General features: G+C 37.1%; 17 protein-coding genes, 1 tRNA gene and 2 pseudogenes. 11 read left to right on the top strand and 9 right to left on the bottom strand.

What is annotated here, in order from left to right; translation table 11 throughout:
• Positions 1–524: 524 nt before the first annotated feature.
• The 7 genes from Q5W13_RS04995 to Q5W13_RS04965 all read left to right on the top strand — a co-directional run bounded on the left by Q5W13_RS04995 (position 525) and on the right by Q5W13_RS04965 (position 9,041).
• Positions 525–2,672 carry a WD40 repeat domain-containing protein gene (locus tag Q5W13_RS04995; RefSeq protein ID WP_304445555.1) on the top strand — a complete coding sequence of 716 codons (2,148 nt, stop codon included), beginning with the start codon at positions 525–527 and terminating at the stop codon, positions 2,670–2,672.
• On the top strand, positions 2,614–3,276 hold the full coding sequence (locus Q5W13_RS04990) for a hypothetical protein (RefSeq protein ID WP_304445554.1): 663 nt from the start codon (positions 2,614–2,616) through the stop codon (positions 3,274–3,276). The genes Q5W13_RS04995 and Q5W13_RS04990 overlap by 59 nt, the downstream gene beginning before the upstream one ends.
• Before the next feature lie 423 nt (positions 3,277–3,699).
• Entirely contained in the window at positions 3,700–3,852 is a 153-nt protein-coding gene (locus Q5W13_RS04985) for a hypothetical protein (protein ID WP_304445553.1), read from the top strand.
• Positions 3,830–5,887 carry a SusC/RagA family TonB-linked outer membrane protein gene (locus Q5W13_RS04980; RefSeq protein ID WP_304445552.1) on the top strand — a complete coding sequence of 686 codons (2,058 nt, stop codon included), beginning with the start codon at positions 3,830–3,832 and terminating at the stop codon, positions 5,885–5,887. Before Q5W13_RS04985 ends, Q5W13_RS04980 begins: the two co-directional genes overlap by 23 nt.
• A gap of 38 nt (positions 5,888–5,925) precedes the next feature.
• Positions 5,926–6,813 (top strand): SusC/RagA family TonB-linked outer membrane protein, encoded by an 888-nt coding sequence (locus Q5W13_RS04975; RefSeq protein WP_304445551.1) that lies wholly within the window; start codon positions 5,926–5,928, stop codon positions 6,811–6,813.
• 16 nt (positions 6,814–6,829) lie between these two features.
• Positions 6,830–8,539, top strand: a complete 1,710-nt coding sequence (locus Q5W13_RS04970) for a RagB/SusD family nutrient uptake outer membrane protein (RefSeq protein ID WP_304445550.1) — start codon at positions 6,830–6,832, stop codon at positions 8,537–8,539.
• A 40-nt stretch (positions 8,540–8,579) separates the two neighbouring features.
• Entirely contained in the window at positions 8,580–9,041 is a 462-nt protein-coding gene (locus Q5W13_RS04965) for a hypothetical protein (protein WP_304445549.1), read from the top strand.
• Positions 9,042–9,442: 401 nt separating this feature from the next.
• On the opposite strand, the gene Q5W13_RS04960 is transcribed toward Q5W13_RS04965, so the two are convergent.
• The 7 genes from Q5W13_RS04960 to Q5W13_RS04930 all read right to left on the bottom strand — a co-directional run bounded on the left by Q5W13_RS04960 (position 9,443) and on the right by Q5W13_RS04930 (position 17,461).
• Positions 9,443–10,159 carry a hypothetical protein gene (locus Q5W13_RS04960; protein ID WP_304445548.1) on the bottom strand — a complete coding sequence of 239 codons (717 nt, stop codon included), beginning with the start codon at positions 10,157–10,159 and terminating at the stop codon, positions 9,443–9,445.
• A 74-nt stretch (positions 10,160–10,233) separates the two neighbouring features.
• Positions 10,234–10,746, bottom strand: a complete 513-nt coding sequence (locus Q5W13_RS04955) for a hypothetical protein (protein WP_304445547.1) — start codon at positions 10,744–10,746, stop codon at positions 10,234–10,236.
• A gap of 63 nt (positions 10,747–10,809) precedes the next feature.
• The gene (locus tag Q5W13_RS04950) at positions 10,810–12,402 is read right to left on the bottom strand and encodes a sulfatase-like hydrolase/transferase (protein WP_304445546.1); all 1,593 of its coding nucleotides are present in this window, start codon (positions 12,400–12,402) and stop codon (positions 10,810–10,812) included.
• Positions 12,403–12,444: 42 nt separating this feature from the next.
• Positions 12,445–13,977 (bottom strand): sulfatase family protein, encoded by a 1,533-nt coding sequence (locus Q5W13_RS04945; protein WP_304445545.1) that lies wholly within the window; start codon positions 13,975–13,977, stop codon positions 12,445–12,447.
• 104 nt (positions 13,978–14,081) lie between these two features.
• Entirely contained in the window at positions 14,082–16,043 is a 1,962-nt protein-coding gene (locus Q5W13_RS04940; RefSeq protein WP_304445544.1) for a 3-keto-alpha-glucoside-1,2-lyase-like domain-containing protein, read from the bottom strand.
• Positions 16,044–16,077: 34 nt separating this feature from the next.
• Positions 16,078–16,932, bottom strand: coding sequence for a sugar phosphate isomerase/epimerase family protein (locus Q5W13_RS04935; protein WP_304445543.1), 855 nt, complete (start codon positions 16,930–16,932; stop codon positions 16,078–16,080).
• A gap of 456 nt (positions 16,933–17,388) precedes the next feature.
• Positions 17,389–17,461: transfer RNA gene (locus tag Q5W13_RS04930), tRNA-Met, on the bottom strand.
• A 192-nt stretch (positions 17,462–17,653) separates the two neighbouring features.
• Here Q5W13_RS04930 and Q5W13_RS04925 point away from each other — a divergent pair.
• From Q5W13_RS04925 to der, 4 genes and pseudogenes are all read left to right on the top strand, one after another.
• Positions 17,654–19,017, top strand: a pseudogene (locus tag Q5W13_RS04925) (alanine/glycine:cation symporter family protein).
• Positions 19,004–19,888: pseudogene (era, locus tag Q5W13_RS04920) on the top strand (GTPase Era). Before Q5W13_RS04925 ends, era begins: the two co-directional pseudogenes overlap by 14 nt.
• A gap of 107 nt (positions 19,889–19,995) precedes the next feature.
• Positions 19,996–21,528: a choice-of-anchor I family protein gene (locus tag Q5W13_RS04915; RefSeq protein ID WP_304445542.1), complete on the top strand. Its 1,533-nt coding sequence runs from the start codon at positions 19,996–19,998 to the stop codon at positions 21,526–21,528.
• A 143-nt stretch (positions 21,529–21,671) separates the two neighbouring features.
• Positions 21,672–22,976, top strand: coding sequence for a ribosome biogenesis GTPase Der (der, locus tag Q5W13_RS04910; RefSeq protein WP_155598238.1), 1,305 nt, complete (start codon positions 21,672–21,674; stop codon positions 22,974–22,976).
• Between the two features lie 54 nt (positions 22,977–23,030).
• On the opposite strand, the gene Q5W13_RS04905 is transcribed toward der, so the two are convergent.
• On the bottom strand, positions 23,031–23,450 hold the full coding sequence (locus Q5W13_RS04905; protein ID WP_304445541.1) for a hypothetical protein: 420 nt from the start codon (positions 23,448–23,450) through the stop codon (positions 23,031–23,033).
• Positions 23,451–23,716: 266 nt separating this feature from the next.
• Positions 23,717–24,553: a hypothetical protein gene (locus Q5W13_RS04900; RefSeq protein WP_304445540.1), complete on the bottom strand. Its 837-nt coding sequence runs from the start codon at positions 24,551–24,553 to the stop codon at positions 23,717–23,719.
• Between the last annotated feature and the right edge of the window lie 17 nt (positions 24,554–24,570).

Below are 24,570 nucleotides of genomic sequence, written 5' to 3'. Positions count from 1 at the left end.
AGAGCTTGCCATAGATAATATAGCTTATTTAATTCAGACACACTCTATATCTATCTCAATCATATTATAAGTTAGGAGTAAGCTCATTTCGGAGCGGAAGGCTATTTTTTTTTCAAGCTCTTTACTTGTTTTTTATTACTATAATACCTCGTATTGAAATTTTAAAGTACCGGATTTCATTTCATTAATTTCAGCATTTTTTTTATCGGTAACCAATATGGATAACTTATCTTCTTTTGTAACATTCTTATTGACCTACCCACGAAAAGGAGGTTTATGGTATTAGTTATCTGCATTAGGGTACCAGAAGAAAAATAGACATTTCAGAGTTTTTTTTAATTACTATTTGCTGTATATATTTTAGGGGAGGAAAAGTTTTACTTCATTTATTACTACTCAACATCTTATTTTTAGAAGATAGCCACTTTATCTATGTATATACATACAACTACATTTTGTTTACTCTAAGATACAGGTATGATAATTTTAATCATGAATTTCCCTTTTAGTTCCGGTTGGGAATTGTGAAGCCTTTAGACTGTTTTATTCTTATTGCTGTTTTTGAGATAAACACACAGGAAAATGACTTTGCTCCAGCGAATAAAGTTAGTCCTCCATTAACTGTTAAAAACAAAAAAATGATTATCCGTCTTGTAATAATTTCATTCTTTTTATGCACTACTTGTTTAAAGTCACAAGTTGTTGAAGATAATGCAGGTGTAACCCATGTTGTTGTAGCAAAGTCTGGTAGCACGTCATTTTTGTATACCTCAGAGCTGGATGGTGCTATTTCGGCCCACGATATTAAAGGAAAAAGATTGTGGAGAATGACTCTAGAACCAAAAGCTGTGTTGTTTGAAATTAATGCTGCGGATATAAATAATGATGGTATAGACGAACTTATTTCGGCCAGCGCAAATGGAAATATTTACTGTCATGACGTTGATGGCGAATTACTTTGGGAATTTAAGCCGAAACACAAGGTCCGATTCTCGGAAGTGGCAGTAATAAAAAATGAAAAGGTTCAGATCTTTGCTGGAGGCAATGATAATAAATTATACGAGCTGGATGCAAAGGGAAACTTAGTTTCCGTTACCAAAATAAAAGGTGTTGTAAGAAAAATAGAGTCAGGTAAATTTTTAGACGCAAAAAAAGAAAGTCTATTTATTATGACTTACTCTCACGATAAATTTAGGTGGGATTATTTTGGTTTCATGGACCCATTATCCAAAAAAACAATAAAATCCTTATCATTAAAAAAGGTGCCAGATGCAAATATGACTCGTGCTATGGTCACCGATATTACTATTGCTGATTTCGACCATGATCAAAAAGACGATATATTATTATTCGGGGACCTGAATTTCAAATCTTACATAATGGCTTTAAATAGCAATTTTGAGATTCTTATGCAGTACCAAGGCACGAAAAAAGAAACCCAACGCTATGCGCATTCACAAGGAACTTATATTGAAAATCAAGAGTTGATAATGTTTCAACATGGTGGAATAACAAAAACTCTTGATATAAAAGGTAAAGTCTTAGGACAAAGCGGTGAGAGGTATGGTGCAATGGTATATAATGACTTTGCCGTTGATGCTAACACCAATCAACTCGTAGCAGCCGGTACGGTTGACGGCGGTGACTACCTACATTTTTTTGACTTGAATAAACAAGATTGGATTACGACTAGATATGAAAAAGGAGGAAGAATGCTTGAGGTCGAGAAAAACATACAGAAGCTTTATGAACAAACTTTAAATTTTAAGTTACCTGAATACCAAAGTTCCTCCAAAAAGGAATGGGTAATGATTACTGCCAAGCAACCCAATGACAAGGTTCTAAAGCTTAATGGAGCGCCTATAAAAATTATAACTCAAAAAGCTCCAAAAGAGAGTACGGAACGCTCAGAACTGGAACTCATTATGGGGCCCATTGCATTAAAAAAAGATAAGCGGGGGAACTATAAAGATTCTCGGGAAGATATTATACAAATGGCTAAAGAATTTGAAGCTAACGGACATCCATTTGCTTTTTGGGCAGGGCATGGTAATGACCCTTTTTATATTCGGATAGAAACACTAGAAAAAGTATTAGAGGTAGCTCCTAACACCTGTTATGGCTTTATTTATGCCGAAATGGACAATGTAGAAGACCCCAGAGTGATACATTTTGTTAATGATTATATGCCTAGGCTTGCCAAGGCCATTCGCAAACACAATCGTGCAAAGCTCTATTTTAGAAATAAAAATATGTTCTGGGCGGCTACATCTCATTTGCCATTATGGAAGGAACTCTTTTTCTCTGACCAGTACAATGATATTTTGGTTCCCGCTTCTGAAGACACAAGTAACAGAATACAAGACTTAAACTTAGCGGGTCGCATTGGTATGTATGCTGGCGGCTATATAAATGATTTTGCAATGCGTTTGGTGGATGACAACCCTACTAGTTGGAGACCACTTTCTCCAGGGGGACAAAATTCTATTTCCCCCTTTTTAAGGCAAGGAGTTGTTATGGCTGCTTACGGAGCTCGTTATGGTATCATCTTTAATAACCCCTTTGTTGAAGAACCAAGGTTACGATGTGCTTTTTGCCTTAATGACATCGGGGGTGCTACCAGTTGTAGAAAAAGAGAATATACAGTCAATAGGGTCATGGCATTTAATTAAAAATATAGATGAACATCTTGTCCATTCGGTAGATAGTCATCATAATTTACTGCAATATCAGGAAGATGATGAAGAAGCAATTTTTTCGGTTGCGCAAATGCATTGGGCGGGCACCAATATACCGGATTATGATTTTTCCAAAATGCTGGGGGTAGAGTATCGTTGGCTAAACTATATGCCAACACTACCTTATGGAATGATTCCAATAGCACCAGTGGAATACCAGCCTGATTTAAAGAAAAAAGACTTCTCATATATTGTAACTGATGGAAAAAATGGATATAAAAATGACCAATCTATTATTGCTTCTAAATTTGGACAAATCATGAAAGAAGCCGCAGGAAAAGGTGTAGAAAACCTAGCTGTAATAGTCACTGGGGTATCTTGGTCAGTCATTAAAATAGACGAATACCATAGTAGGGTAGTATTGGTTGATCCAGGTTATATCAACCCTAAAAAGAGAATCGCTACCATTCAATTTCAAAACAGGTATCCTAAATCAGTAAAAGATATTTTGAGCGGGGAAGAACTCATACATAAGGATAACTCTTTAAGTGTAGATGTCCCTGCTGGGTCAATGCGCTTTATTGACATATCTTACTAAGTAAAAGTGTAACTAACTCGTGCCAAATTAAAAGCTGTTTATAAGACCTAAAGCATTTCTTTTCAGAAACAAATTTTAAAATGAACTTGATTTAAAGTCCATTTAAATACTTCTTGCAAAATATAGTAGTATAACAATTTAGTCCTAACAGTTTTAATTTATTGGATTAACCCTTTCTTAAAATAGGCCTTATTTCTTCACATATATTATCAGCCCTATAAATCTCATAAACCCACTCTTATTGTATAAAGTGAGCTTTAGAAATACTACTCTTTAATTGAGAATGATATAATTTATTGATATTCAATTGATTGTATTTGTGTTTTTTACGGATAGCTACATTTTTTTTACGCTTAAATACAGTTTTGTACTTCATTTAATGGAGTTTTAACAAATAATTAGCACACCGTTAAATAAATCAAAATGAAAAAAACTCAAAAAAAAACCAACCCTGTAAGACGCAAATCGTTCCGTTTGCTCATACTTCTGTGCCTCTCATTTTCATGGATGCACGCACAAGAAATTACAGTAACAGGAAAAATCACAAGTTCAGATGATAGTATGCCCTTGCCTTAGCGCCAATGTAGTTGTAAAAGGAACTTCCGTTGGCGTAACTAGTGATTTTGATGGACTATATAGCATAAATGTGCCACAGGGTGGTACTACTTTGATATTCTCGTATATAGGTTATAAGAACACGGAAATTACAATTAATGGTAAGACAACAATTAATGCTGATTTGGAAATTGATGCTTCTGAATTGGACGAAGTTGTCGTTATCGGATTTGGAACTGTTAAAAAGAAAGAATTGACCGGAGCAGTGTCTCAGGTAAAGGCAGAAGCTATAAAGGAGTTTGTAACTCCGGATTTGGGCAGCGCCCTTCAGGGCCAGATTGCCGGTGTAAACATTACGGCATCTTCAGGCGAGCCTGGAGCGCAATCTAATATCCAAATTAGGGGAATTACATCGCTAAGTGGATCAAATACACCACTATTTGTTGTAGACGGTATTCCACAGCAGGGAGATCCACGTTTGAGTCCTAATGAGATTGAAACTATAGACGTATTAAAGGATGCTGCTTCTGCTGCTGTTTATGGTACACGTGGTGCCGCGGGTGTAATTCTCATCACGACCAAAAGAGGTAAAGAGGGGTCTATGAAAGTAGATTTAGACCATACTTACGGAATACAAAGATTGGGTTCTGGAACGCCTATAATGAATACCGAAGATCAGTTGTATTTTGAAACACAACAGAACAATTATTTCCCAGAAGCCTTTTCGCCTTACCCAGCTAGACCAGAATGGTTGAATAATGATAATGATTTTACCGATTTTGTGTTGGTAGACCATGCAGAAAGCCAAACATACGGCCTTAACGTTTCAGGTGGTGCCAGTGGGTTTACCTATAATGTAGTCGGAGGTTATTTTAGTGCGGATGGAGTGCTCACTGGCTCTAACTTTAAAAGATACAATGGTAGAGCTACTACAACTTATAATACGGACAATTGGAAGATAGACGCTAGTGTAGGCTATATTTTAGAGGATAATAAAAGAGCTACGGATAATCTATTGACTAACGCAATTAGATATAGACCTTACTTTCCTATTTTGGATCAAGATTCAGATGTCTTCTATATTGAAGAGGGTAATGGAGGGGTTACAACTCCTTTGAATACTGTGGCCCAAAATATTAAGCGTAGGGATAGGGAAAGGACAGATAAAATTAATGCAAGTTTAAGTGTTACCAGAAATATTGCTGAGGGTTTAAACTTTACCTCCAGAATAGGAACGAACGTAACGAACACCATTCGCAATATATTCCGACCAAAATTTGAGCTTATTGATATAGCAACGGGATTTTCTGAAGTAGACCCCTTAAAAAGTGGTGTTTCTGCAGAAGCTTCTAGATTGAGCACGTTTAGTTGGGACGGTAGTCTAAACTATAAAAAGTCGTTCGGGAACCACAACATAGATGCATTGGTAAGTAGTTCTTTTGATGAGAGAAATTTTCAATCCTTTCTTTCAGGACGAAATGGGGTAGTGTCCAATGCAGTCCAAGTTTTAAACGGATCATCTCAAGACCAAACGGCAGATTCAGGGTTTAACTATGTGAGAAAAAATGTTGGTTTTCTTGGACGACTGCAATATAATTATAAAGGTAAATATCTGCTGAGCGTTCTTGCTCGTCGTGATGCCTCAAGTAAATTTGGGAAGGACTTCAGATGGGGAACATTTCCCTCAATATCGGCAGCTTGGAATGTTTCCGATGAAGGCTTCTGGAAAAATTTGCTACCAACAATCAACAATTTTAAAATCAGGGCCAGCCAAGGTACTGTGGGTAATGATAGTTTTGGCGATTATGTTTTTGCATCAACGGTATCGCAAGAACGTGACTATATATTTGATGAGAACGACCTGAATGTCACATTGGGATCGGCAATTGTTCAATATGCCAATCCATCCGTTAAATGGGAAACTTCGGTTTCAAATAACATAGGAATAGATCTTGGGTTTTTTAACAACAAATTTACTTTAACCGCAGATTATTATGTAACTAATAAAGAGGATATGTTGTTCCCTATTCGTTTGCTGGGTCAACAGGAGTGGTAAATGGCCAGCCTCAAAATGTTACGCTTAATATTGGGGATATGACCAACAAAGGTTTGGAAATTGGAGCCAATTATAGAGCCAATTTGGGCCAAAGTACTTTAAGTATGGGGGCCACCTTTACCAAAAATAGAAATGAGATTACTAGAATGGCAGAAGGCAATGATTTGATTTTTAATCCTAATGCCCAATTGTTGGGAACTCCTGTAACCGTCTTTGTAGTAGGGAGGGAGGCTGCAGCATTTTATCTACACCAAACCAATGGTACCATAAAGAACGAAGCACAATTGGAGGCGTATAAAGAACTGGACATAAACGCACGTTTGGGAGATTTAATGTACACGGATCAGCCTACAGTAGATACTAACAATGATGGTATTCCTGATGCTGGGGACGGCGTAATAAACGATAATGACCGGGTTTACTCCGGTAGTGGCCTACCCGATTTTGAACTTGGTTTTAATCTAAACTGGGCTTACAAAAATTTTGACCTATCTATGAACTGGTATGCTTCTGTGGGTGCTGAAATTCTTAATGGAACAAAGGCAGATGCAATGACAAGGGGTCGGCACCAAAATCTGGTTAACATGTGGACACCTGATAACACCTCTTCCAATATACCTTTTTATATAGATAGAGCAGGTAGACACCCTAATTACAATGGGGATACTGATCTTTGGATAGAAAATGGCGATTACCTTAGACTGAAGTTAGTTTCATTGGGGTATACGTTGCCCACTGATGTTTCCGAAAAAATTGGAATGAACAAACTGCGACTTTTTGTCTCTGCCCAAAACCCTTTAACATTAACCGGTTACGATGGTTATGACCCTGAAGTAGGCGGAGGAAATATAGCTCAAAGGGGATTAGATCTATCAAAATTTCCTTTGACACAGTTGTATTCATTAGGTGTTAATATCTCATTTTAATTGTAAAATATAAATCATGAAAAATAAAATATACTTCGTAATAGTAATGCTGGCAGGAGCCTTACAATCCTGTTCGGATTATTTGGATGAACAAAACCCCAATTCACTTTCTACGGATACGTACTGGACTAGTTTAGAAGAATCGGAATCTAACCTAACATCTGTTTATGGTGCCATGCTAGACAATTGGGTGTTGGATATTGAAGACGAATTTTTTCGCACCGATCTAGCCCACCCCGGTAAGAGAACCAACCCTACTGGAGCCTATCTGCCTTGGTACCAACAGCGTTTACTGGCAGATAATGCCGCTGTGGGAAAACAATGGGATTCTAAGTACCGTGTAATATGGAGGGCAAATCAGGTAATTGAGGGACTTAACGGAATGTCCCCAGATTTAAAAAGTAACGAGCGATGGACGGAACAAATGGCTCAGGCTCGTTTCTTTAGAGGACTTATGCACTTCTATCTGCACAATATTTTTAACGATGGTAAAATAATTATTCGAGATAAAATTCCTCAAGAATCTACTGACTATTCCAAAAAGCTTTCTACTTCAGAAGAGGTAATCAATTTTTTCAGGGAAGATTTGGAGTACGCTTACCAGAACTTACCGGCACAATTTGATCAAAAAACGCGGGTAGATGCCGGTGCAGTAGCAACCATATTGGGTACTAGTTATTTATATGAAGGCAATTATGAAAAGGCCATGATATATTTTAAAGATGTAATCAATAATGGAGCTTATGGTTATAGTCTGGAAACAGATGTATCTATATTATTTACGAATACAGGTGATTTTAATTCGGAATCTATTTTTGAGATAAACTATTCAATAGATCACCAATTAGAGGATGGCAATTTTGACGAACAATCATTTTTTCATAGGCTTTCCCGTTATTCAGCACCTAGCGGTAGAAACGTGGCAGCAGGTAGAACTATTGGAGGACAGGGTATTCTGCTACCTTCGGCATGGCTTACATATGAATACTCCAATGAACCCATGGATACTCAGGATTCCCGGAATTATATTAATGGTGATGTAACCGGCCAATTGCGGACTATACCTTTAAGAGGTTCACAAAGTATAGCAGTAGTAAACGATACTTTGTCACCTTATTACTTATTCAATGCGCCCCAGGTAACTGCTTTTGACAAGACCTCTTTTTCGTACTATAAAAAATATACAAACCATGATATTGTTAGTGCCGAATTTGATACAGGTACCAGCCCTTGGAAATCTGGTAGAAACATTGTTGTTAACCGCCTGTCGGGGGTTTATTTAATGTATGCCGAGTGTTTGACTAAAACTGGGGATATAAACGGAGCACTTTCGTACATCAACCAAATAAGACAACGTTGGGGGTTACAACTTTTAGGAGTTTCGGATGGTTCGCCGCATGATTTTGATGGAGAGGTTTATACAGAATCAACTTTAATGGATCATTTAATGTTTAAAGAATATCCATTAGAATTATCCGTAGAAGGCTTTTCAACACGTTTTATAGACCTACGTAGATGGGGAGTTGCACAAGAAAGGTTCAGTGAGTTAAGCATGACACCTTTTCATCTAACCGATTTTAGCTATACAGATGCAAAGGGTAAGGAAGCTTTAAGGAAACAAAGTTTGCTAGAAAAAGGTCCAAAAGAAAGAGTTTGTAGAATATACAGATGCAGCAAATGCATGGGCATCACCAAACCCCGCTTACCTACCAATTCCCCAGAGTGAAATTCTTAATAATCAGGAAATCAACTAAAACTTAGAAAAAATGAAGTACATAATAAACCTATCTATTTGCCTGCTAACAATGGTCTTTTTGACCAGTTGTGAAGAAGAAGATTATACAGCACCTTATGGAGATTTTTCAAGCTTTACTTGGTGGGTGTCGCCTAAGGATACCTATAATGAAATAGAAAAAACGGTAAGTGTAAATAAATATTTGGCCTTTAAAGATTTATCACGTGGAGCAATAAGTCATGAGTGGCGTATTCCGAAAGGAAGTAGGTTCTTAAACTCTAGTTTTAAGGAAACAGACACTATATATACTCCGTTCATTATACCTAATGGAGGCGTTGTTACTTCGGAATCTATTGCCTATGTGCTATTTACAGAGGTTGGCGTACATGAAGTGCAACTAGTAAATACTTTTGAAGAATCCGTAACTGGTGCCACAAATGTTGAAGGTACATGGAAAGCGGAGCAAACATTTACAATAACAGTGACAGACTAATTTATATTGAATAGAGAACACCATATTAAGCAGTATAGCTGAGCCAATTCTGCTTAAGGTTTGAAGCGCACCTATTTAGATTTTAATCTTATTGAAAGATGGGAATTTTTTCATTGATATCCCATAATGTTGATGAATGTGACGCTGATAATTAGGGTTTAATTAAATTATATGGGCACAACTGCCAGCGGTTGGCCCATAAATATCATATGTAACATATAGAATGAGCTCAAACTTGAGTTCAACGTAAGAAGGTGAAGTTATTGTCGTAGATATAGATAAAGACTAAACGTATTTAAGAGTTCTAATTATAGGTAGAATCAGCTCTGATTTTTTTTGCGTTGGGAAAACCACTGAAATTTTTTGAGCGTTTTTAGGGTCTTGTTTTCTAAATGTACTGCCTAATTTTTATCGCATCCGGTTAAAAACTCTTTGGTGGATGCCACAAACTCTTTATTCTCCATTTTTCCATTTACTAACGGAAAATTTTTCAACTCCAAACCGGGTGTTTTAACGGTATAAAATCCTCTATCTGTTCTGGTTCCTCCTTTAGCAAAATAAATAATACCTGCAATTGTAGGTCCTGTGTAACTTTCTTGGTCTGGATTTTTATGTGTACTGATCAAATTTCTCTGAGCACAGGGTACAAAGGGTCTTCTTGAAGGTCTTAACTGTGCATTGGTTCCGTAAATTACTTTTAAATTGGAGATTACTGAATTTGCATCAAAATATCCATAAGTGTGGCCATTGATTGCATTTCCCTTTTTATCTCTTTGTTCTTTTTTTGCACTTAAAAACCCGGCAGCAACAATGGCTCCTGCCTCACAACTATCCGCAGTGAGGTCATCTATAAACACTTTGCCATTTTTAATCGTATGAGGAGAAAGTGTAACAGCTGCTTGTCCGTTTTTACAAACTATATTTTTACCATATAAGTTGTTTATAATAATAGATTTATCTGCCAAATAGGGCTTTCCAATAGCCCCTGTTTCTAACCTAAGTGTGGCGCCACCTTCTCCAATTAAATTACGGTATAAAACATTTTCTGCAGCTTGACATTGGACCAAGGCCATAACCGTAATGACTATTGGTAATTTTAATATTCTCAATAATGCCATCCTTGGCAAATAGATATTTCTTTTTAGAAACTTCTAATAGGTTTACTGTAATTCCTGAATGAGGTGTAGAATTATCATTGATTATGAAGTTTGAAACCTTGAAGTTTTGAACACCACCAAGGGTTAAAGCTTTTGTAGTAATTTTTTTTTCCAGCAGGTCGATTTAAGAAATCAAATGTAAAGTACTTCTTTGCATCTGTAGAGGTTAAGCTAAAATTGGTAACTCTTTGAGGTTCGTATTTTCCTGCCGAAAAAAATGCAATTTTCCTTGGGCTAGTGCTCTTAAAAATCACATTAGGATTTACTTTAATGTGAACATTGGACTTAATTTTAATTTCTTCGTTTATGATATAAACATTGTTATTTCCTGCTTCAATAGTTAGAATACCTCCTTCTTTTTGCTCAATTTCATCAATGGCGTCTTGAATGAGCTGGGAGTGGTTATTTGAATGGTTTGGTTTTTTGATTGTCCTATGATAAGATTTAATATCAGGATTATAAAAAGATTGGTCTTTAGGGATGGTTACAGATTGTGAAAACAGCGAATTAGCTATTACAAATACTATCACTGATACTACTTTTTTCATGTTTTTTATTTTATTCAAGCCGCAAACACTGCTTACAGGTTATTTTCCTTGGTTGAGGTTTACTTAATTTAAAATTAAATAGTCAAATTTTTCGGTAATGGCTTTGTTATCATCATTGTTGTTTTTCATGTAACCCTTTAGGTCTTTCGCCATTTTTTTTATTACCTGAACATATTCCGCATTATTAATAAAATTTGTCGTCTCATTGGGGTCCGCTTTAATATCTAATAGCCAAGGTTCTTCTTTAGCTGTTACATAAAGTTTGTATTGATCACTAATAGCTGCATAAAAACCTAGTTTTGAAAATGTAACATCATTCCAGTTTTCTGGTTGTTTATTAGATAGTAGAGGAGACAAGTCTCTTCCGGCTACGTTGGGGCAATCTATATTTAGCATGCTTAAAAAAGTAGGCATCCAATCAGTATTATTAGCAGCTTTGTTTACTACAAAATCTCTTGGAACTAATGGTGATTTACCTTTACTGCCTTGCGCCATTATAAAAGGTATTTTAGCAGAACCTTCATGAATTGTTCCTTTATTAGCACGCCCATGTTCTCCTAACAAATCGCCATGATCTGATGAGAAAACAACAATTGTGTTTTCAAAAATGCCATCATCTTTTAGCTTTTGTATGATACGGCCAATATTGTCATCAATAAGTTTTACCATACCCAAATATTGCTGTATTTCCTTCTTTAATTTTTCGGGATTTTTGGTTTTCCCATCTGGCTTTTGCCACTTAGGCAATGCTTTGTTATCCTTGTTTTTATATGCATTACCGTAAGTTGCAGGTAATTCTATGTTTACATCTGCAAACATTGTATCATAGGGAGCTCTTACGGTATTTGGAGTATGAGGATCTGGTATACTAACTACATAATAAAAAGGTTTGTTCTTATGCTCATTTATAAACTCTATAGTTCTATCTGCCAACCAATCTGTAGTATGTTTAACATTGTTAGACTTACTGTCTTTAAAAAGTGGCTGTCCGTATTGATCGGTTCCAATTAATTTTACTTTTTTATCAGCTCTGTATGGGTTTCCGGCAGCGTCAATTCCTTTGTACTTATCATGTCCGCCTAGGAACATGAATTTAGTATCTCGAAATCCGTAATGGTCTTCTGGGGCACCAACGGGATATGGTGACCACCACTCATCTTTATCTTTATTTCCAGATTTATCTCTGCTTTCCGCTAAATGCCATTTTCCTGAATACCCTGTAAAATACCCCGCTCTACTTAAAACATCGGCAATAGTTGTAACATCTGGTTTTAAATATTTACCATCTCCTATTTTATTGGAGTTATTAGGAATTCCTAGTGTTGCTGGGTAAATACCTGTAAACATAGAAGCTCTGGACGGTGTGCAAACGGGTGCACTAGCATACATGCGATTGAAAATTGTTCCGTTTTTTGCTAACGAATCAATATTAGGTGTTTCTGCAAAGGCATCTGGTCCCCATTGCAATGCTTGGTCTGGAGTTAATTGATTGCGATAGCAGCCTAAGGTTCTAAAGTTGTGCTCATCGGTAATAATCCAAATTATATTTGGTTTTTGTGCTGTAAGAACCTCGTTAACTTGAGTTTTTGTATTTGCGCTTTTACAATTTATTAGAGCGACGAATAAGAATATTAGAAAATATTTTGGGTGATTCATTTTAGCTAGACTTTCTGTAATTGTTATTCAGAATTTAAAGGTTTATTTGCCTTCAGTTTTATTAATAATACTTCTCAATTGGGCATCCATTTCCTTGGCAATGTCCATGTGAAGTGCAATAATATTATTCTGCTCGCCGGGATCTGTCTTAAGATTGTAGAGTTCTGGTCCGGTATCTTTGGTTTTTTTGAATGCCCCAATAATATATTTCCAATCGCCTTTACGTATTGCCTTTTGCGTTCTATTTTCTTCAAGCATATATGTAGCTCCTTTTGGATTGATTCCCAAAAAGGCATTGAGTGTGTTTTGACTATCCATGGCTTGATTATCCGGTATTTTTTGGTCAAGTAGTTCCGAAAAAGAAGCGATAAAGTCAATCTGGTTGACCATGGCGTCAGAGACTCCCGGTTTTATCCGTTCAGGCCATCGAACAATAAACGGTACTCGTGTTCCGCCTTCATAAATTTGGTATTTACCTCCTCTGTAGATTCCCGAAGCATCGTGGCCTCTATCATTTTCCCCGAAAGAACGGTCAATGGTCGTACCATCATCATATCCATCATCATAAGTGGGGCCGTTATCACTGGAGAAGATAACAATGGTATTCTCGGTGAGTCCGTTTTCTTCCAAGGCTTTCATAATTTCCCCGGTAGCCCAATCAAATTGCACCATGGCATCTCCACGGTAACCAAGTTCGGTTGAGCCTCTAAATCTTGAATGTGGAGCCCTTGGCACATGTATATCCTGCGCGGCATAGTACAAAAAGAAAGGTTCGTTCTTGTGCTCTTTGATATAAGCCTTTGTTTTCTCGATGAAGACATCAGAAATGGTCTCATCGTTCCAAAGTGCAGATTTTCCTCCTGACATATATCCAATACGTCCAATACCATTAATGACACTATTGTTATGGCCGCTTCCCGAATTTAAATAATACGTCATTGCCTCAGGATTTTTTATCCCATCTGGGTATTGGGTGTTCTTTTGATTCTGTACGGGTTCCAATTTGCGATTAACGAAAAGCGGATCTTTCCTATCCAAACCTAGTACAGTGTAATTATCCAAAAAAACGCAGGGAACCCTATCGTTTGTGGAAGGCAACAAAAAGCTACTGTCAAAGCCTATTTCTAATGGGCCGGGTTTTACATTGCCATTCCAATCGGTCTTTACATTTTTAGAACCAAGGCCTAGATGCCATTTTCCTATTACGCCTGTGGTATACCCGGCCTCTTTAAAAAGTTTAGGCAACGAATATGCGTCGGTAGAGATGGTCAACGGAGCATCGGGAGGCAGTACATTTATATTATTTCGAAAAGCATAAACTCCTGTGAGCAACGAATAGCGTGACGGGGTACAGGTTGCTGCAGAACAATGTCCATCCGTAAAACGAATGCCCTCTTTGGCTAGTTTGTCAATATTAGGTGTTGGAATCATAGTAGAACCATATGCCCCAACATCGCCATAACCTACATCATCACCATAAATGATAACTACATTGGGCCTTTCTTGGGTTTGTGCAAGAATTGTGGTGGTGCCCAAGAATAAGAATGTTACAAAGTGGAATATGTGCTTAATCATCAAGTTTATGTTTTTGTTCGATTATTTCTTTAGTTTTTCATTGAAAAAATTTACAACCTTAACATGTTCCTTTTTACCCATAAAGAAAGTATGTCCGGCGTCTTTTACGATGATGTATTCAGAATCCACTCCTTTTTTTGCAACGCTTGGTAAAACAGTTCACTCTGTTCAATTGGCACCAAAGGGTCTTTATTGCCATGCATAATTAAAAATGGCGGATGGTTGTTTGAAATGTAGTTTATGGCGCTAGCTTTTCTTGCAGCCTCTTGCTTTTCTGTAAAAGGTCCTCCAAGGAACTTCACGATGGGTTGAATGTTTTGTTTTTCGCCTTTTGATTTGTCTGTTGAAGAGGCATTCATTTGATTTAAATCTGATGGGCCAAACCAATCGCAAACGGCTTGTACCTCGCTAGAAGCATCTGTCACGCCAAGGCTCCCTTCTAATTCTTGTAAGCCGCCAGTAGTACCTATCAATGAAACCAAGTGTCCACCTGCCGATGAACCCCAGAGTCCGAACCGGTTGGCATCTATTTTATATTGATCGGCGTATTTTCTGAGGTAGCGGATAGCTGCCTTACAATCATAAACCTGTTCTGGGAATTGCGATTCTCTAGTAAGGCGATAATTTATTGAAGCCATGGCAAAACCATGCTTTAAGAGAAAGGCCTGCTTCCCAAAAAGTTGCTTGGTGCCTTTTTGCCAACCACCTCCATGAACCCATATTACAAGCGGATAGGGCTTTTTGAACTTTGTACTATCTGATAAATAAAGATCTAATGTGTGTCTGTTATGCCCATCTTGTATATAAGGAATGTCACGAAATGCTCTTGCGTTTTTAGGTATCAGTGCGCGTTCGGACTGTATTCGTTTTTTATAGGCGTTATAACTTTTAAACTCTTTCATGGATAATTGCCAATCAACATTGGCATCTGCTTGGTCAAAAACATCTTGTTCGAATAAAGGAATTTCTGTAGCTATTAAATTGTTGTCTCCATTGATATCAAACTTTGAAAATTCGGAATCACTGGAATCCTTTTGTATATAATTTGGGTTGATTCTAGGACGAAGCATGATATTTCTATAGTTAACAGCTGTATGATCGCCCTGAAAGTAAATGGGACCGGGTTTGGTATCGTCCGCATCAAGTGCTCCCTTTGTAGCCCCTAAAATCGGAGCATTATCTACCACTTTTTTGCCGTTAAGGACAATAGTAACATGTTGGTCAACCAAAGTAATATCATATTTTTGCCATTCTCCGCCAACTTTTCCTGCATTTTCAGAAGGCGCTATTCTAGCAAAAAGGGCACCTACACCTTGTAGACCTTGCATTCTACTATCTCTATCTACAACTTGTGTCTCATATCTTCCACAAAGATATATACCACTATTTCCACCCTTTGGTACGTTGAATTCTAGTTGCAGATTAAAGTCTTTAAACTCGCCATCCGTCCGCAGGTTGCCATATTTTGAAAATGGGTCAAAATTGAGTTTTGGAGTTTCGTTAACCAAAACGCCATTTTCGGCCCTCCAGCCATTAATTTGATTTGGATTGGTCAAACGCCATCCAGATAAATCCTTCCCGTTGAAAAGGGCGATAGGCGCTCCGAATTTTACTTTATCTAAATCAGGTTTCAGGGGTAAAGGTGGTAGCCGTTTTCCCTTAAATTCTTGAGTATCAAAAGTGCCATCTTGCAATGGTACATACATTATCATTTTTATGACATCTCCTGTTATCACTGCTTTGTTGGAAACCTCTACTTTCTCTCCAGTTGGTGGCCCTCCAGGATAATTGGGAGCCCCTATTTTTAGTTTTCTTTTATAATAAAGTGTATCGGCTTTGAACCTTAAGTCGGAAATGGCATTTCCCAAACCCACAGTCCAGATTTCTCCGTTCATAACACCTCCGTTTATATTAAATGAAAACCACGCCGGATGACCGTTAGGTAATATGATTGCCCAATTTCCAATAAATTCATTATTTATTTTAGAGGAGTCTTGGCCGTTTCCCTGATAACTAAATAGAAAAGCAGTAATTGCACTAAGTAGAATAGACTTAAAATTTATCATAATTTACTGTTTTCAATGGGTTTAAATTGCAGAATTAAACTTGAGAACCGGCACGTATAAGCAGGTCCCGCGTCATTTTTATTCCTTCTTCTTCTGAAGCGGAGGATGTGCTGAATTCGATGCCGATAAAGCCTTCATATCCTGATTCTTTGACCAGTTTCATCATTTTTAAATAATCTATGTTCTTTTCATTTCCAGCAGAATCAAATTCACTTGCTTTTGCACTTACTCCTTTAGCAAAGGGCAAAATCTGGGCAATCCCTTTGTACTTATCATACTCTTCTAAACATTCTCGATTTTTATTTTTTTTGATACAGAAATTGCCAAAATCTGGCAAAGTGCCACAATTTTTACGCTCAACATTTTTCATAATATTCGCCAACCATGTGCCATTGGAAGAGAACCCGCCATGATTTTCAACTAAAATATTGATATTAGAACCTGCGGAGAAATCCGCAAGCTTTTGTAATGAATCAATAGCTGCTTTATTGGCCTCTGTCTTTTCAACTCCCCCGCCTAAATTCACTCTAATGGCATGGCATCCAAGAAAGTGGGCCGCATCAATCCATTTGCGATGATTTTCTATGGCCTGTAAACGTTTTTTAGAATCTGCATCAGCCAGTTGTCCTTCTTGGTCAATCATGATTAAAACATTCTTAACCCCTTCAGAATTGGCTCTATTATTCATTTCAGCAAGATATTTTTTATCCATTGCCTTGTCCATAAAAAATTGGTTAACATATTCTAATCCTTCACAGTCTAGGCTTCTGGCTTTTATAGGAAAATCAAGATTATCCATTTTTCCCGCCCGTAGGACATTGTGGAAAGACCACTGTGCCAACGAGATTTTAAAGAACAAATCCTTTTGCATAAAATTTAAATTCTTCATTCCGAATCAGGTGTTGCAGACATTGCAACAAAAGTTCCCGCTTGCAGTGTATGTGCTATAAATTTTCTTCTATCCATAATCTTCCTATTTAATATTTTTTGCCTTTTAATACGTGTCTTTCAACCTCATAATTAGCAAAAAGAGTTGGTTCTTAAAGTGCATTTGAATATGTCCACTTTTGTTTCTCAAAAGAACTTTAAATTAAGTATGGTTATGTATCAGGCAATTAATTTGTTGTATTTGCTGGTAAATGATTCCATTAATAGAGGGAAGATTATTGACTTAAAGGGTGTTGAATAGTAGATTTTATTTGTGAATCTTAAATTTGGAGTCTCTTGTTCTAGTATTGGCATCAACTATTCTAGTACGAATGTGGAGCTTTTCTATAGGCAGATAACCAACCCTAAAAATTGGGCATAAAAAAAGCTCTTGATTTCTCAAGAGCCTTTTTTCTAGTAGCGGGGACTGGACTCGAACCAGCGACCTTCGGGTTATGAGCCCGACGAGCTACCTACTGCTCTACCCCGCGATATGGGTTTTTATCTCACTTGTCTTGCGACTTCAGGTCATTAGGCTGACGAGATAAAGGTGCGCTACTATTTGTAACGGGCTGCAAATATACAACTGTTTTTTACTTAATTCCAAACTTAGAGCAGAATCTTTTTAAGCATACCTTAAAAAATATCCAAATTCCATATCTTCGGGGCTTGCAAGCCTATTTATGGATACAATAAACGATTTTATTTCTGCCGCGCTGCCTTATACAGAGTGGCCAATGTTTCTTTTACTTATTGGAGGCGGTCTCTTTTTAGTGTTTTACTCCAAGTTTTTGCCGTACCGTTACTTTGGTCATGCCATAGCTATTACGGCGGGTAAGTACGATAATGATAAGGCTGAAGGTGATGTTAGTTCTTTTCAAGCGCTTTCCGCAGCAGTTGCTGCTACGGTAGGTCTGGGAAACATATCTGGTGTAGCTATTGCCATTCATGATGGTGGTCCTGTGTTGTTTTTTGGATTTGGGTTACTGCAATCATCGGTATGTGTATTAAATTTTATTCGTGCAGTCTAGCGGTTATGTTCCGTAGTACGGATTCAGATGGTAAAGTACAGGGTGGTCCTATGTATTACATCACTCTAGGTCTTGGCCCAAAGGCAAAGCCTTTGGCTATATTCTTTGCGGTCTGTGGGTTATTCGGTTTTCTGGGCGTCTTTACGGCAAATCAGTTTACAGAAACTTTTATGAGCGTAGTTGAGCCGTCCGAAACTCTCTTCCATATGAGCGATTTAAATTGGAAATTGAGCATAGGAATAATTCTCGCAGCCGTTACTTCTTTCGTGATTTTTGGAGGATTAGAAAAGATAGCCAAAGTAGCATCTGCTATTGTACCTTTTATGGTAATGGTATATTTAATAGCTGTGGTGGTTGTGATGGTATTGAATGCTTCACAAATTATTCCATCTTTAAAACTAATAATTACAGAGGCGTGGAACTTTAATACTATAGTTACCGGAGGTTTCTGGGGGCTGGTTATAATAGGTGTCCGCCGGGCCATGTTTTCTAACGAAGCAGGTTTGGGTAGCGCTCCTATGTATCACGGACAATCAAAGACAGATAATCCTATAAAGGAAGGTCTTGTGGCAATGTTAGGTCCATTTATAGATACTATTTTGGTATGTACCTTTACAGCAGTTGTTATTATTTTAAGTGGCGCTTATTTAGAAGATGGTAGCGGAATTGTAATGACACTTTCGGCATTTGAAACTACACTTTTTGGTTATGGCGATGTTTTGCTGATGGTAATTGTAACTGCCTTTGCCATGTCTACCTTGTTTACGTACTCATATTACGGTGTAAAGTGCCTTTCTTTCTTGACTAATGCAAAAATTGGGAAGTTTTACAACTGGTATTTCGTAATCATGATTATTTTTGCAGCAGTAGCTTCGCTAGATTTGGTTAAAAACCTGATAGATCTATCGTATGCACTTATGGTCATACCGAATATGATTGCCGTTTTATTACTGGCACCGAAAGTTAATGCAGCGGCGGCCGACTATTTTAAAAAAATCAAAAATGCAAAAGCATAAAGCAGGATTCGTAAATATTATTGGCAACCCCAACGTGGGCAAGTCTACTTTGATGAACGCTTTTGTGGGCGAGAAGTTATCCATCATTACCTCTAAGGCTCAGACTACAAGACACCGTATTCTTGGTATCGTTAATGGCGATGATTTATAAGCAATTCTTTCGGATACTCCGGGTATCATTAAGCCGGCCTACGAACTACAATCTTCAATGATGAATTTTGTAAAGTCTGCTTTTGAAGATGCAGATGTACTTTTGTACATGGTGGAGATTGGTGAAAAGGCTTTAAAGGACGAAGCTTTTTTTGAAAAGATAAAGAACAGTAAGATTCCAGTTTTGTTACTGCTGAATAAAGTAGATACCACTACCCAGGAATTGTTGGAAGAACAAGTGCAGTATTGGCAAGAAATGCTTCCAACGGTAGAATTACATCCTATTTCGGCTTTATCTAATTTCAATATCAAGAACGTTTTTGAACGTATTATAGAATTACTTCCAGAAGCACCTGCATATTATCCAAAAGACCAACTGACGGATAAGCCTGAACGATTTTTTGTAAACGAGACTATTCGCGAGAAAATCTTAATACACTACAAAAAAGAGATTCCATATTCTGTGGAAATCGATACCGAAGAATTTTTTGAAGATGAAGATATCATTAGAATGAGAGCGGTTATTATGGTAGAACGCGATTCTCAGAAAGGTATTATCATTGGTCATAAAGGTAGCGCCCTTAAAAGGGTAGGAGTAGAGTCCCGTAAAGACCTAGAAAAGTTTTTTGGTAAACAAGTACATTTAGAATTGTACGTTAAGGTCAATAAAAACTGGCGTAGTGATGCTCGTCAGCTAAAACGTTTTGGATACAATAACTAAAACATCTTAACTATTTAGTAGCGTTCTTTTAAACATTGGTTATTCTTAAGCTAACATTTAAGTGACCTCGAAATTTCATCTTTGGCGATTAATAACCAACCTTGAAGATGAAAAAAATTAAAAGCATTTCGCTTATCCTTATTGCATTAACTACTTTTTCCTGTGAAAAAGTAGAAGACCTTGTAGGTCATCCAGACCAAGATTCAATTGTAAACACTTCAGAACTCACCTTTACTAAAATTGGTGGGTTCGTTAATGGTTCCGGTGATGAGGGCTTCGCCGAAATTAGTGCCTTTGATGCAGCTACCAATAATCTATTTGTCGTTAACCCTACCGAAAGTGAAGTTTCTGTTTGGGATATTTCTCAGCTTTCCTCTCCTTCAAAACAAGTTTCTATCCCTTTAACCGGAACTCCCAACAGTGTTGCAGTTCATGACGGTCTTTTAGCTATCGCTTTAGAAAATGAAAACAAACAAGCGGACGGTACTATTGAGGTGTACGAAACGGCTACTATGACTTTAGCTAATTCATATCATGCGGGAGCATTACCGGATATGGTTGCTTTTAGCCCTAATGGAAAATATATTATTTCGGCTAACGAAGGTGAGCCTAATGACGATTATACGGTAGATCCTGAGGGTTCTGTAAGTATAATAGATATTGAGAAGAATGAAATAAATACGTTATTTTTTATCAATTATAACGGGCAAACCATTGGTAATGACTTTAGGGTTTTTGGTCCTGGTGCCTCTTTGGCTCAGGATACGGAGCCTGAATATGTGGCTGTTTCCGAGGATAGCAAATATGCTTATATCAGTTTACAGGAAAACAATGGTATGGCGGTAGTTGACTTAACGGCTATGACTATTTCAGATATTTTTGGATTGGGGGTGAAGGACCATTCACTTACCGAAAATGCTATGGATGCCAGTAATAAAGATGATATTGTAGGGAATTTTCAGACATGGCCAGTTTTTGGTTTTTATATGCCAGATGCCATTACCTATGCTCAAATAGGAGGAGCCGGGTATATTATTTCTGCCAATGAAGGCGATTCTCGTGATTATGATGGTTATTCAGAAGAAGAAAGGGTGAAAGACCTAGAGTTGGATGCAACTGCTTTTCCTAATGCCGAAGAACTTCAGGCAGATGAAAATTTAGGTAGATTAAAAACGACCACAGCTAATGGTGATACGGATGGTGATGGTGATTTTGATAAGATATATTCTTACGGCGCACGCTCATTTACTATTTGGAGTCCACAAGGGCAAATGGTTTATGATAGTGGAGATGAAATAGGAAGGAAAACACTTGAGATTGCACCCGCTTTGTTTAATAATGATGAAGGTGAAGCAGATGGTAGGAGTGATGATAAGGGGGCGGAACCAGAGTCGGTAACGACATTGAAAATTGGTGAGTCTACCTTGTTATTTGTGGGTCTTGAAAGAACAGGTGGTGCTATGGTGTATGATATAACCAACCCATCTGCTCCAGAATTTTTAGAATGGATTTTCAATACGGAAGATGTGGCGCCAGAAGGTCTTTTGGTTATTCCTGCAGATGAGTCTCCTAACGGTGAAAATTTGTTGGTTATCACCAATGAGGTGTCCAATACGGTTTCAATTTATGAGATAAAATAATCTGTTTTAGGTATTTAAAATATTAGAATCCCCGAATTTCAAGTTGGAATTTGGGGATTCTCTTTTTAATTTCCTTACGATTAGTTGATTAGAATTACGATTCCATCGGGATTAATACTATTTTTGCAGCAAAATTAGGAAGTATGAGTGCTATTGTAGCCGTTGTAGGGAGACCGAACGTAGGGAAATCCACGTTTTTTAACCGTTTGATTCAACGAAGGGAAGCTATTACCGATGCCGTGAGTGGGGTTACCCGTGATCGCCATTATGGAAAGAGTGATTGGAATGGAAAAGAATTTTCGCTTATAGATACAGGAGGCTATGTACAAGGTAGCGATGATATTTTTGAGCAGGAAATAGATAAACAAGTAGAACTTGCCATTGATGAAGCAGATGCCATAATTTTTATGGTAGACGTAGAAAGTGGTATAACTGGTATGGACGAAGATGTGGCCAACTTGCTACGTAGAGTTAAAAAACCTGTTTTCTTAGCCGTTAATAAAGTAGATAATGCCAAGCGTGCAGAAGATGCCGTTGAGTTTTATTCTTTGGGATTGGGTGATTATTTTACTCTTTCTAGTATAAATGGTAGCGGTACGGGAGAACTGCTTGATGCTTTAGTGGAAGTACTTCCAGAGCATGAAGAAGAAGAGGATGAGTTACCTAGATTTGCTGTGGTTGGAAGACCTAACGCAGGAAAATCTTCTTTTATAAACGCTTTAATTGGCGAAGACCGTTACATTGTTACGGATATTGCGGGTACAACTAGAGATAGTATAGATGTAAAGTATAATCGTTTTGGTTTTGACTTTAATATTGTAGATACTGCAGGTATTAGAAGAAAAGCTAAGGTGAAGGAAAATCTTGAGTTTTATTCTGTAATGCGTTCTGTTCGTGCTATTGAACATTGTGATGTTTGTTTATTGATGTTGGATGCCACGCGTGGTTTTGACGGTCAAGTCGAAAATATTTTCTGGTTGGCCCAACGTAATAACAAGGGTATTGTTATTCTGGTAAACAAATGGGATTTGATAGAGGATAAGGAGACCAATACTATGAAGCAATATACCCAGCGTATTAAAGAAGCGATGGAGCCTTTTGTAGATGTGCCTATTCTCTTTATATCAGCTTTAACTAAACAACGTATCTACAAAGCTATTGAAACAGCCGTAGAGGTTTACCAACGTCGTTCTAAGAAGGTGAAAACACGTATACTTAATGATGTGATGTTATCTGTTATAGAGCGTACACCACCACCTGCTTACAAGGATAAATACGTAAAAATCAAGTATATAACGCAGTTGCCCACAAATTATCCTCAATTTGCATTCTTCTGTAATTTGCCACAATATGTTCGGGATCCTTACAAGCGGTTCTTAGAGAATAAATTAAGAGAGAATTTTGATTTTAATGGTGTGCCCATTACAATATATATGAGAAAGAAATAAAACTAGTTGTAAGTAGTTTTAGATAGTATACATAATCCCTGTAAGTGATTTAGATTAGTCTAGGTTATTTATGGGGATTTTGAATATAGTGGAGTTGTCTTCTTGAATTTCGCCGTCAATTTCTAAAGATTCAATAAGTAGCGTATTAGAACAGCAACCTTCAACATCTGTACGGGCGAGTTTTAATGTTATATCAAAATTATTTGAATCTCCAACAGTTAAAACATAATTGTAAGTGCCTATTTCCCATTCGGAGTCAGAAAGAGTTAAAATTTTCTTTTCAGCTATATCTTGAATCGAAAATTCTATGGTTTCATTTCCTGAAATTGTAATGTCAGAGGCGGTATAGGTCTCATTAGTTAGTAGATTTTCGCTATTCTCACTATCTGCAAGTTCTATGTAAAGATTAGAGAAGCCAGATGCGCAGGTTACTGCTAAAAAATCATAATCTTTTGTGTCATCAGATAAACACATTGAAAGGATTAGGACTAGCGGTAGAATGAAAAACAATTTTTTGATAGTAATTTTCCAATAAGAGTTTTTAAGGGAAAATGGTTGCGTTAAACAATACCGAGATAGCTGTAATAAGATAAACGTCTCGTATTAAAACATTATTGCGAGACCAATCCACTGAAGAGTTTAGGATTAATTACAAATTTATTTCGATGGTACAATTCAAATAGAGTTGTTCATTAGTACTTGTTGTAGGTTTATAATTCAGATTGAATTCTTGTTTGTAATTAAAAAGGACGGTCAGCGCCGCCTCCGCCAAAACCACCTCCACCAAATCCGCCATTAAACCTAAATTGTTCTCCATTCTTGGTATATTCTATTTCGAGTAGCCTGTCGATTTCAGCTAATTCCAGTTTTAGTTTATCCCTTTCCATTATGCCAATTTTAAGCTTTAGCTGAGTTGCCTTATGGGCGCCTCTTGTAGCTAAATGCACATATTTTGAAAGGTTTGCAGCTAAAACGGCTATGTCTTTAACTGTTGATAAATCACTCAATAAATTCTCGGTATTAGCGTAATCAATACCCCAATATCCTTCTTCATCATAAACATCAATTAACTTTTCAACATAATCTTCGACACCATGAGATATTTTTTTCTTATTTGAAGCAAATTCAACCTGTTCTTCTTTTGAAAGTTTATTGAATTTTTCAATGATGTTTGAAACTAATCCTTTGATTGCATCGTTACGTGTTAAATCTTTAGTTAAGCTTTCACGTTGGATTAAATTTCTTACTTCATTTTCCTTTATCCATAATTCATGTTCTATGGTCAATTTTTCTTTTTTAAGTTTCTCAATCTCTGGGCTTGAAATCAGAATAAAGGTGTGGTTGGTTTTATTAAGAGTTAAGATGGAATCATTATCATAACTTATTGTCATAGCTGATGATTTAGAATTTTCAGCCTTTCTTAAAGCACTCTTAACTGAAGTAATTAATTGAGATTTAATTGTGCGATTATTTTCTTTTTTTGCAGCTGTGCGCAGACAATCAGAGATATTGGAAACTATTTTGTTTTTAAGAGACTTTTTATTTTCCATAAACATTAGTTTTACCGCAATACTCATAATGAAATTGTTATTGG

It is taken from the genome of Zobellia laminariae (genome assembly GCF_030553095.1).
Classification (GTDB): domain Bacteria; phylum Bacteroidota; class Bacteroidia; order Flavobacteriales; family Flavobacteriaceae; genus Zobellia; species Zobellia laminariae.
This window is presented reverse-complemented; position numbering and strand designations above follow the sequence as displayed.

Excerpts from the sequence above, each read along its gene's own strand:
- Q5W13_RS04985 (WP_304445553.1), top strand. The coding sequence starts at position 3,700 with ATGAAAAAAACTCAAAAAAAAACCAACCCTGTAAGACGCAAATCGTTC.
- Q5W13_RS04980 (WP_304445552.1), top strand. The coding sequence starts at position 3,830 with ATGATAGTATGCCCTTGCCTTAGCGCCAATGTAGTTGTAAAAGGAACT.
- Q5W13_RS04975 (WP_304445551.1), top strand. The coding sequence starts at position 5,926 with ATGACCAACAAAGGTTTGGAAATTGGAGCCAATTATAGAGCCAATTTG.
- Q5W13_RS04970 (WP_304445550.1), top strand. The coding sequence starts at position 6,830 with ATGAAAAATAAAATATACTTCGTAATAGTAATGCTGGCAGGAGCCTTA.
- Q5W13_RS04965 (WP_304445549.1), top strand. The coding sequence starts at position 8,580 with ATGAAGTACATAATAAACCTATCTATTTGCCTGCTAACAATGGTCTTT.
- Q5W13_RS04960 (WP_304445548.1), bottom strand. The coding sequence starts at position 10,159 with ATGGCATTATTGAGAATATTAAAATTACCAATAGTCATTACGGTTATG.
- Q5W13_RS04955 (WP_304445547.1), bottom strand. The coding sequence starts at position 10,746 with ATGAAAAAAGTAGTATCAGTGATAGTATTTGTAATAGCTAATTCGCTG.
- Q5W13_RS04950 (WP_304445546.1), bottom strand. The coding sequence starts at position 12,402 with ATGAATCACCCAAAATATTTTCTAATATTCTTATTCGTCGCTCTAATA.
- Q5W13_RS04945 (WP_304445545.1), bottom strand. The coding sequence starts at position 13,977 with ATGATTAAGCACATATTCCACTTTGTAACATTCTTATTCTTGGGCACC.
- Q5W13_RS04940 (WP_304445544.1), bottom strand. The coding sequence starts at position 16,043 with ATGATAAATTTTAAGTCTATTCTACTTAGTGCAATTACTGCTTTTCTA.
- Q5W13_RS04935 (WP_304445543.1), bottom strand. The coding sequence starts at position 16,932 with ATGAAGAATTTAAATTTTATGCAAAAGGATTTGTTCTTTAAAATCTCG.
- Q5W13_RS04915 (WP_304445542.1), top strand. The coding sequence starts at position 19,996 with ATGAAAAAAATTAAAAGCATTTCGCTTATCCTTATTGCATTAACTACT.
- der (WP_155598238.1), top strand. The coding sequence starts at position 21,672 with ATGAGTGCTATTGTAGCCGTTGTAGGGAGACCGAACGTAGGGAAATCC.
- Q5W13_RS04905 (WP_304445541.1), bottom strand. The coding sequence starts at position 23,450 with ATGTGTTTATCTGATGACACAAAAGATTATGATTTTTTAGCAGTAACC.
- Q5W13_RS04900 (WP_304445540.1), bottom strand. The coding sequence starts at position 24,553 with ATGAGTATTGCGGTAAAACTAATGTTTATGGAAAATAAAAAGTCTCTT.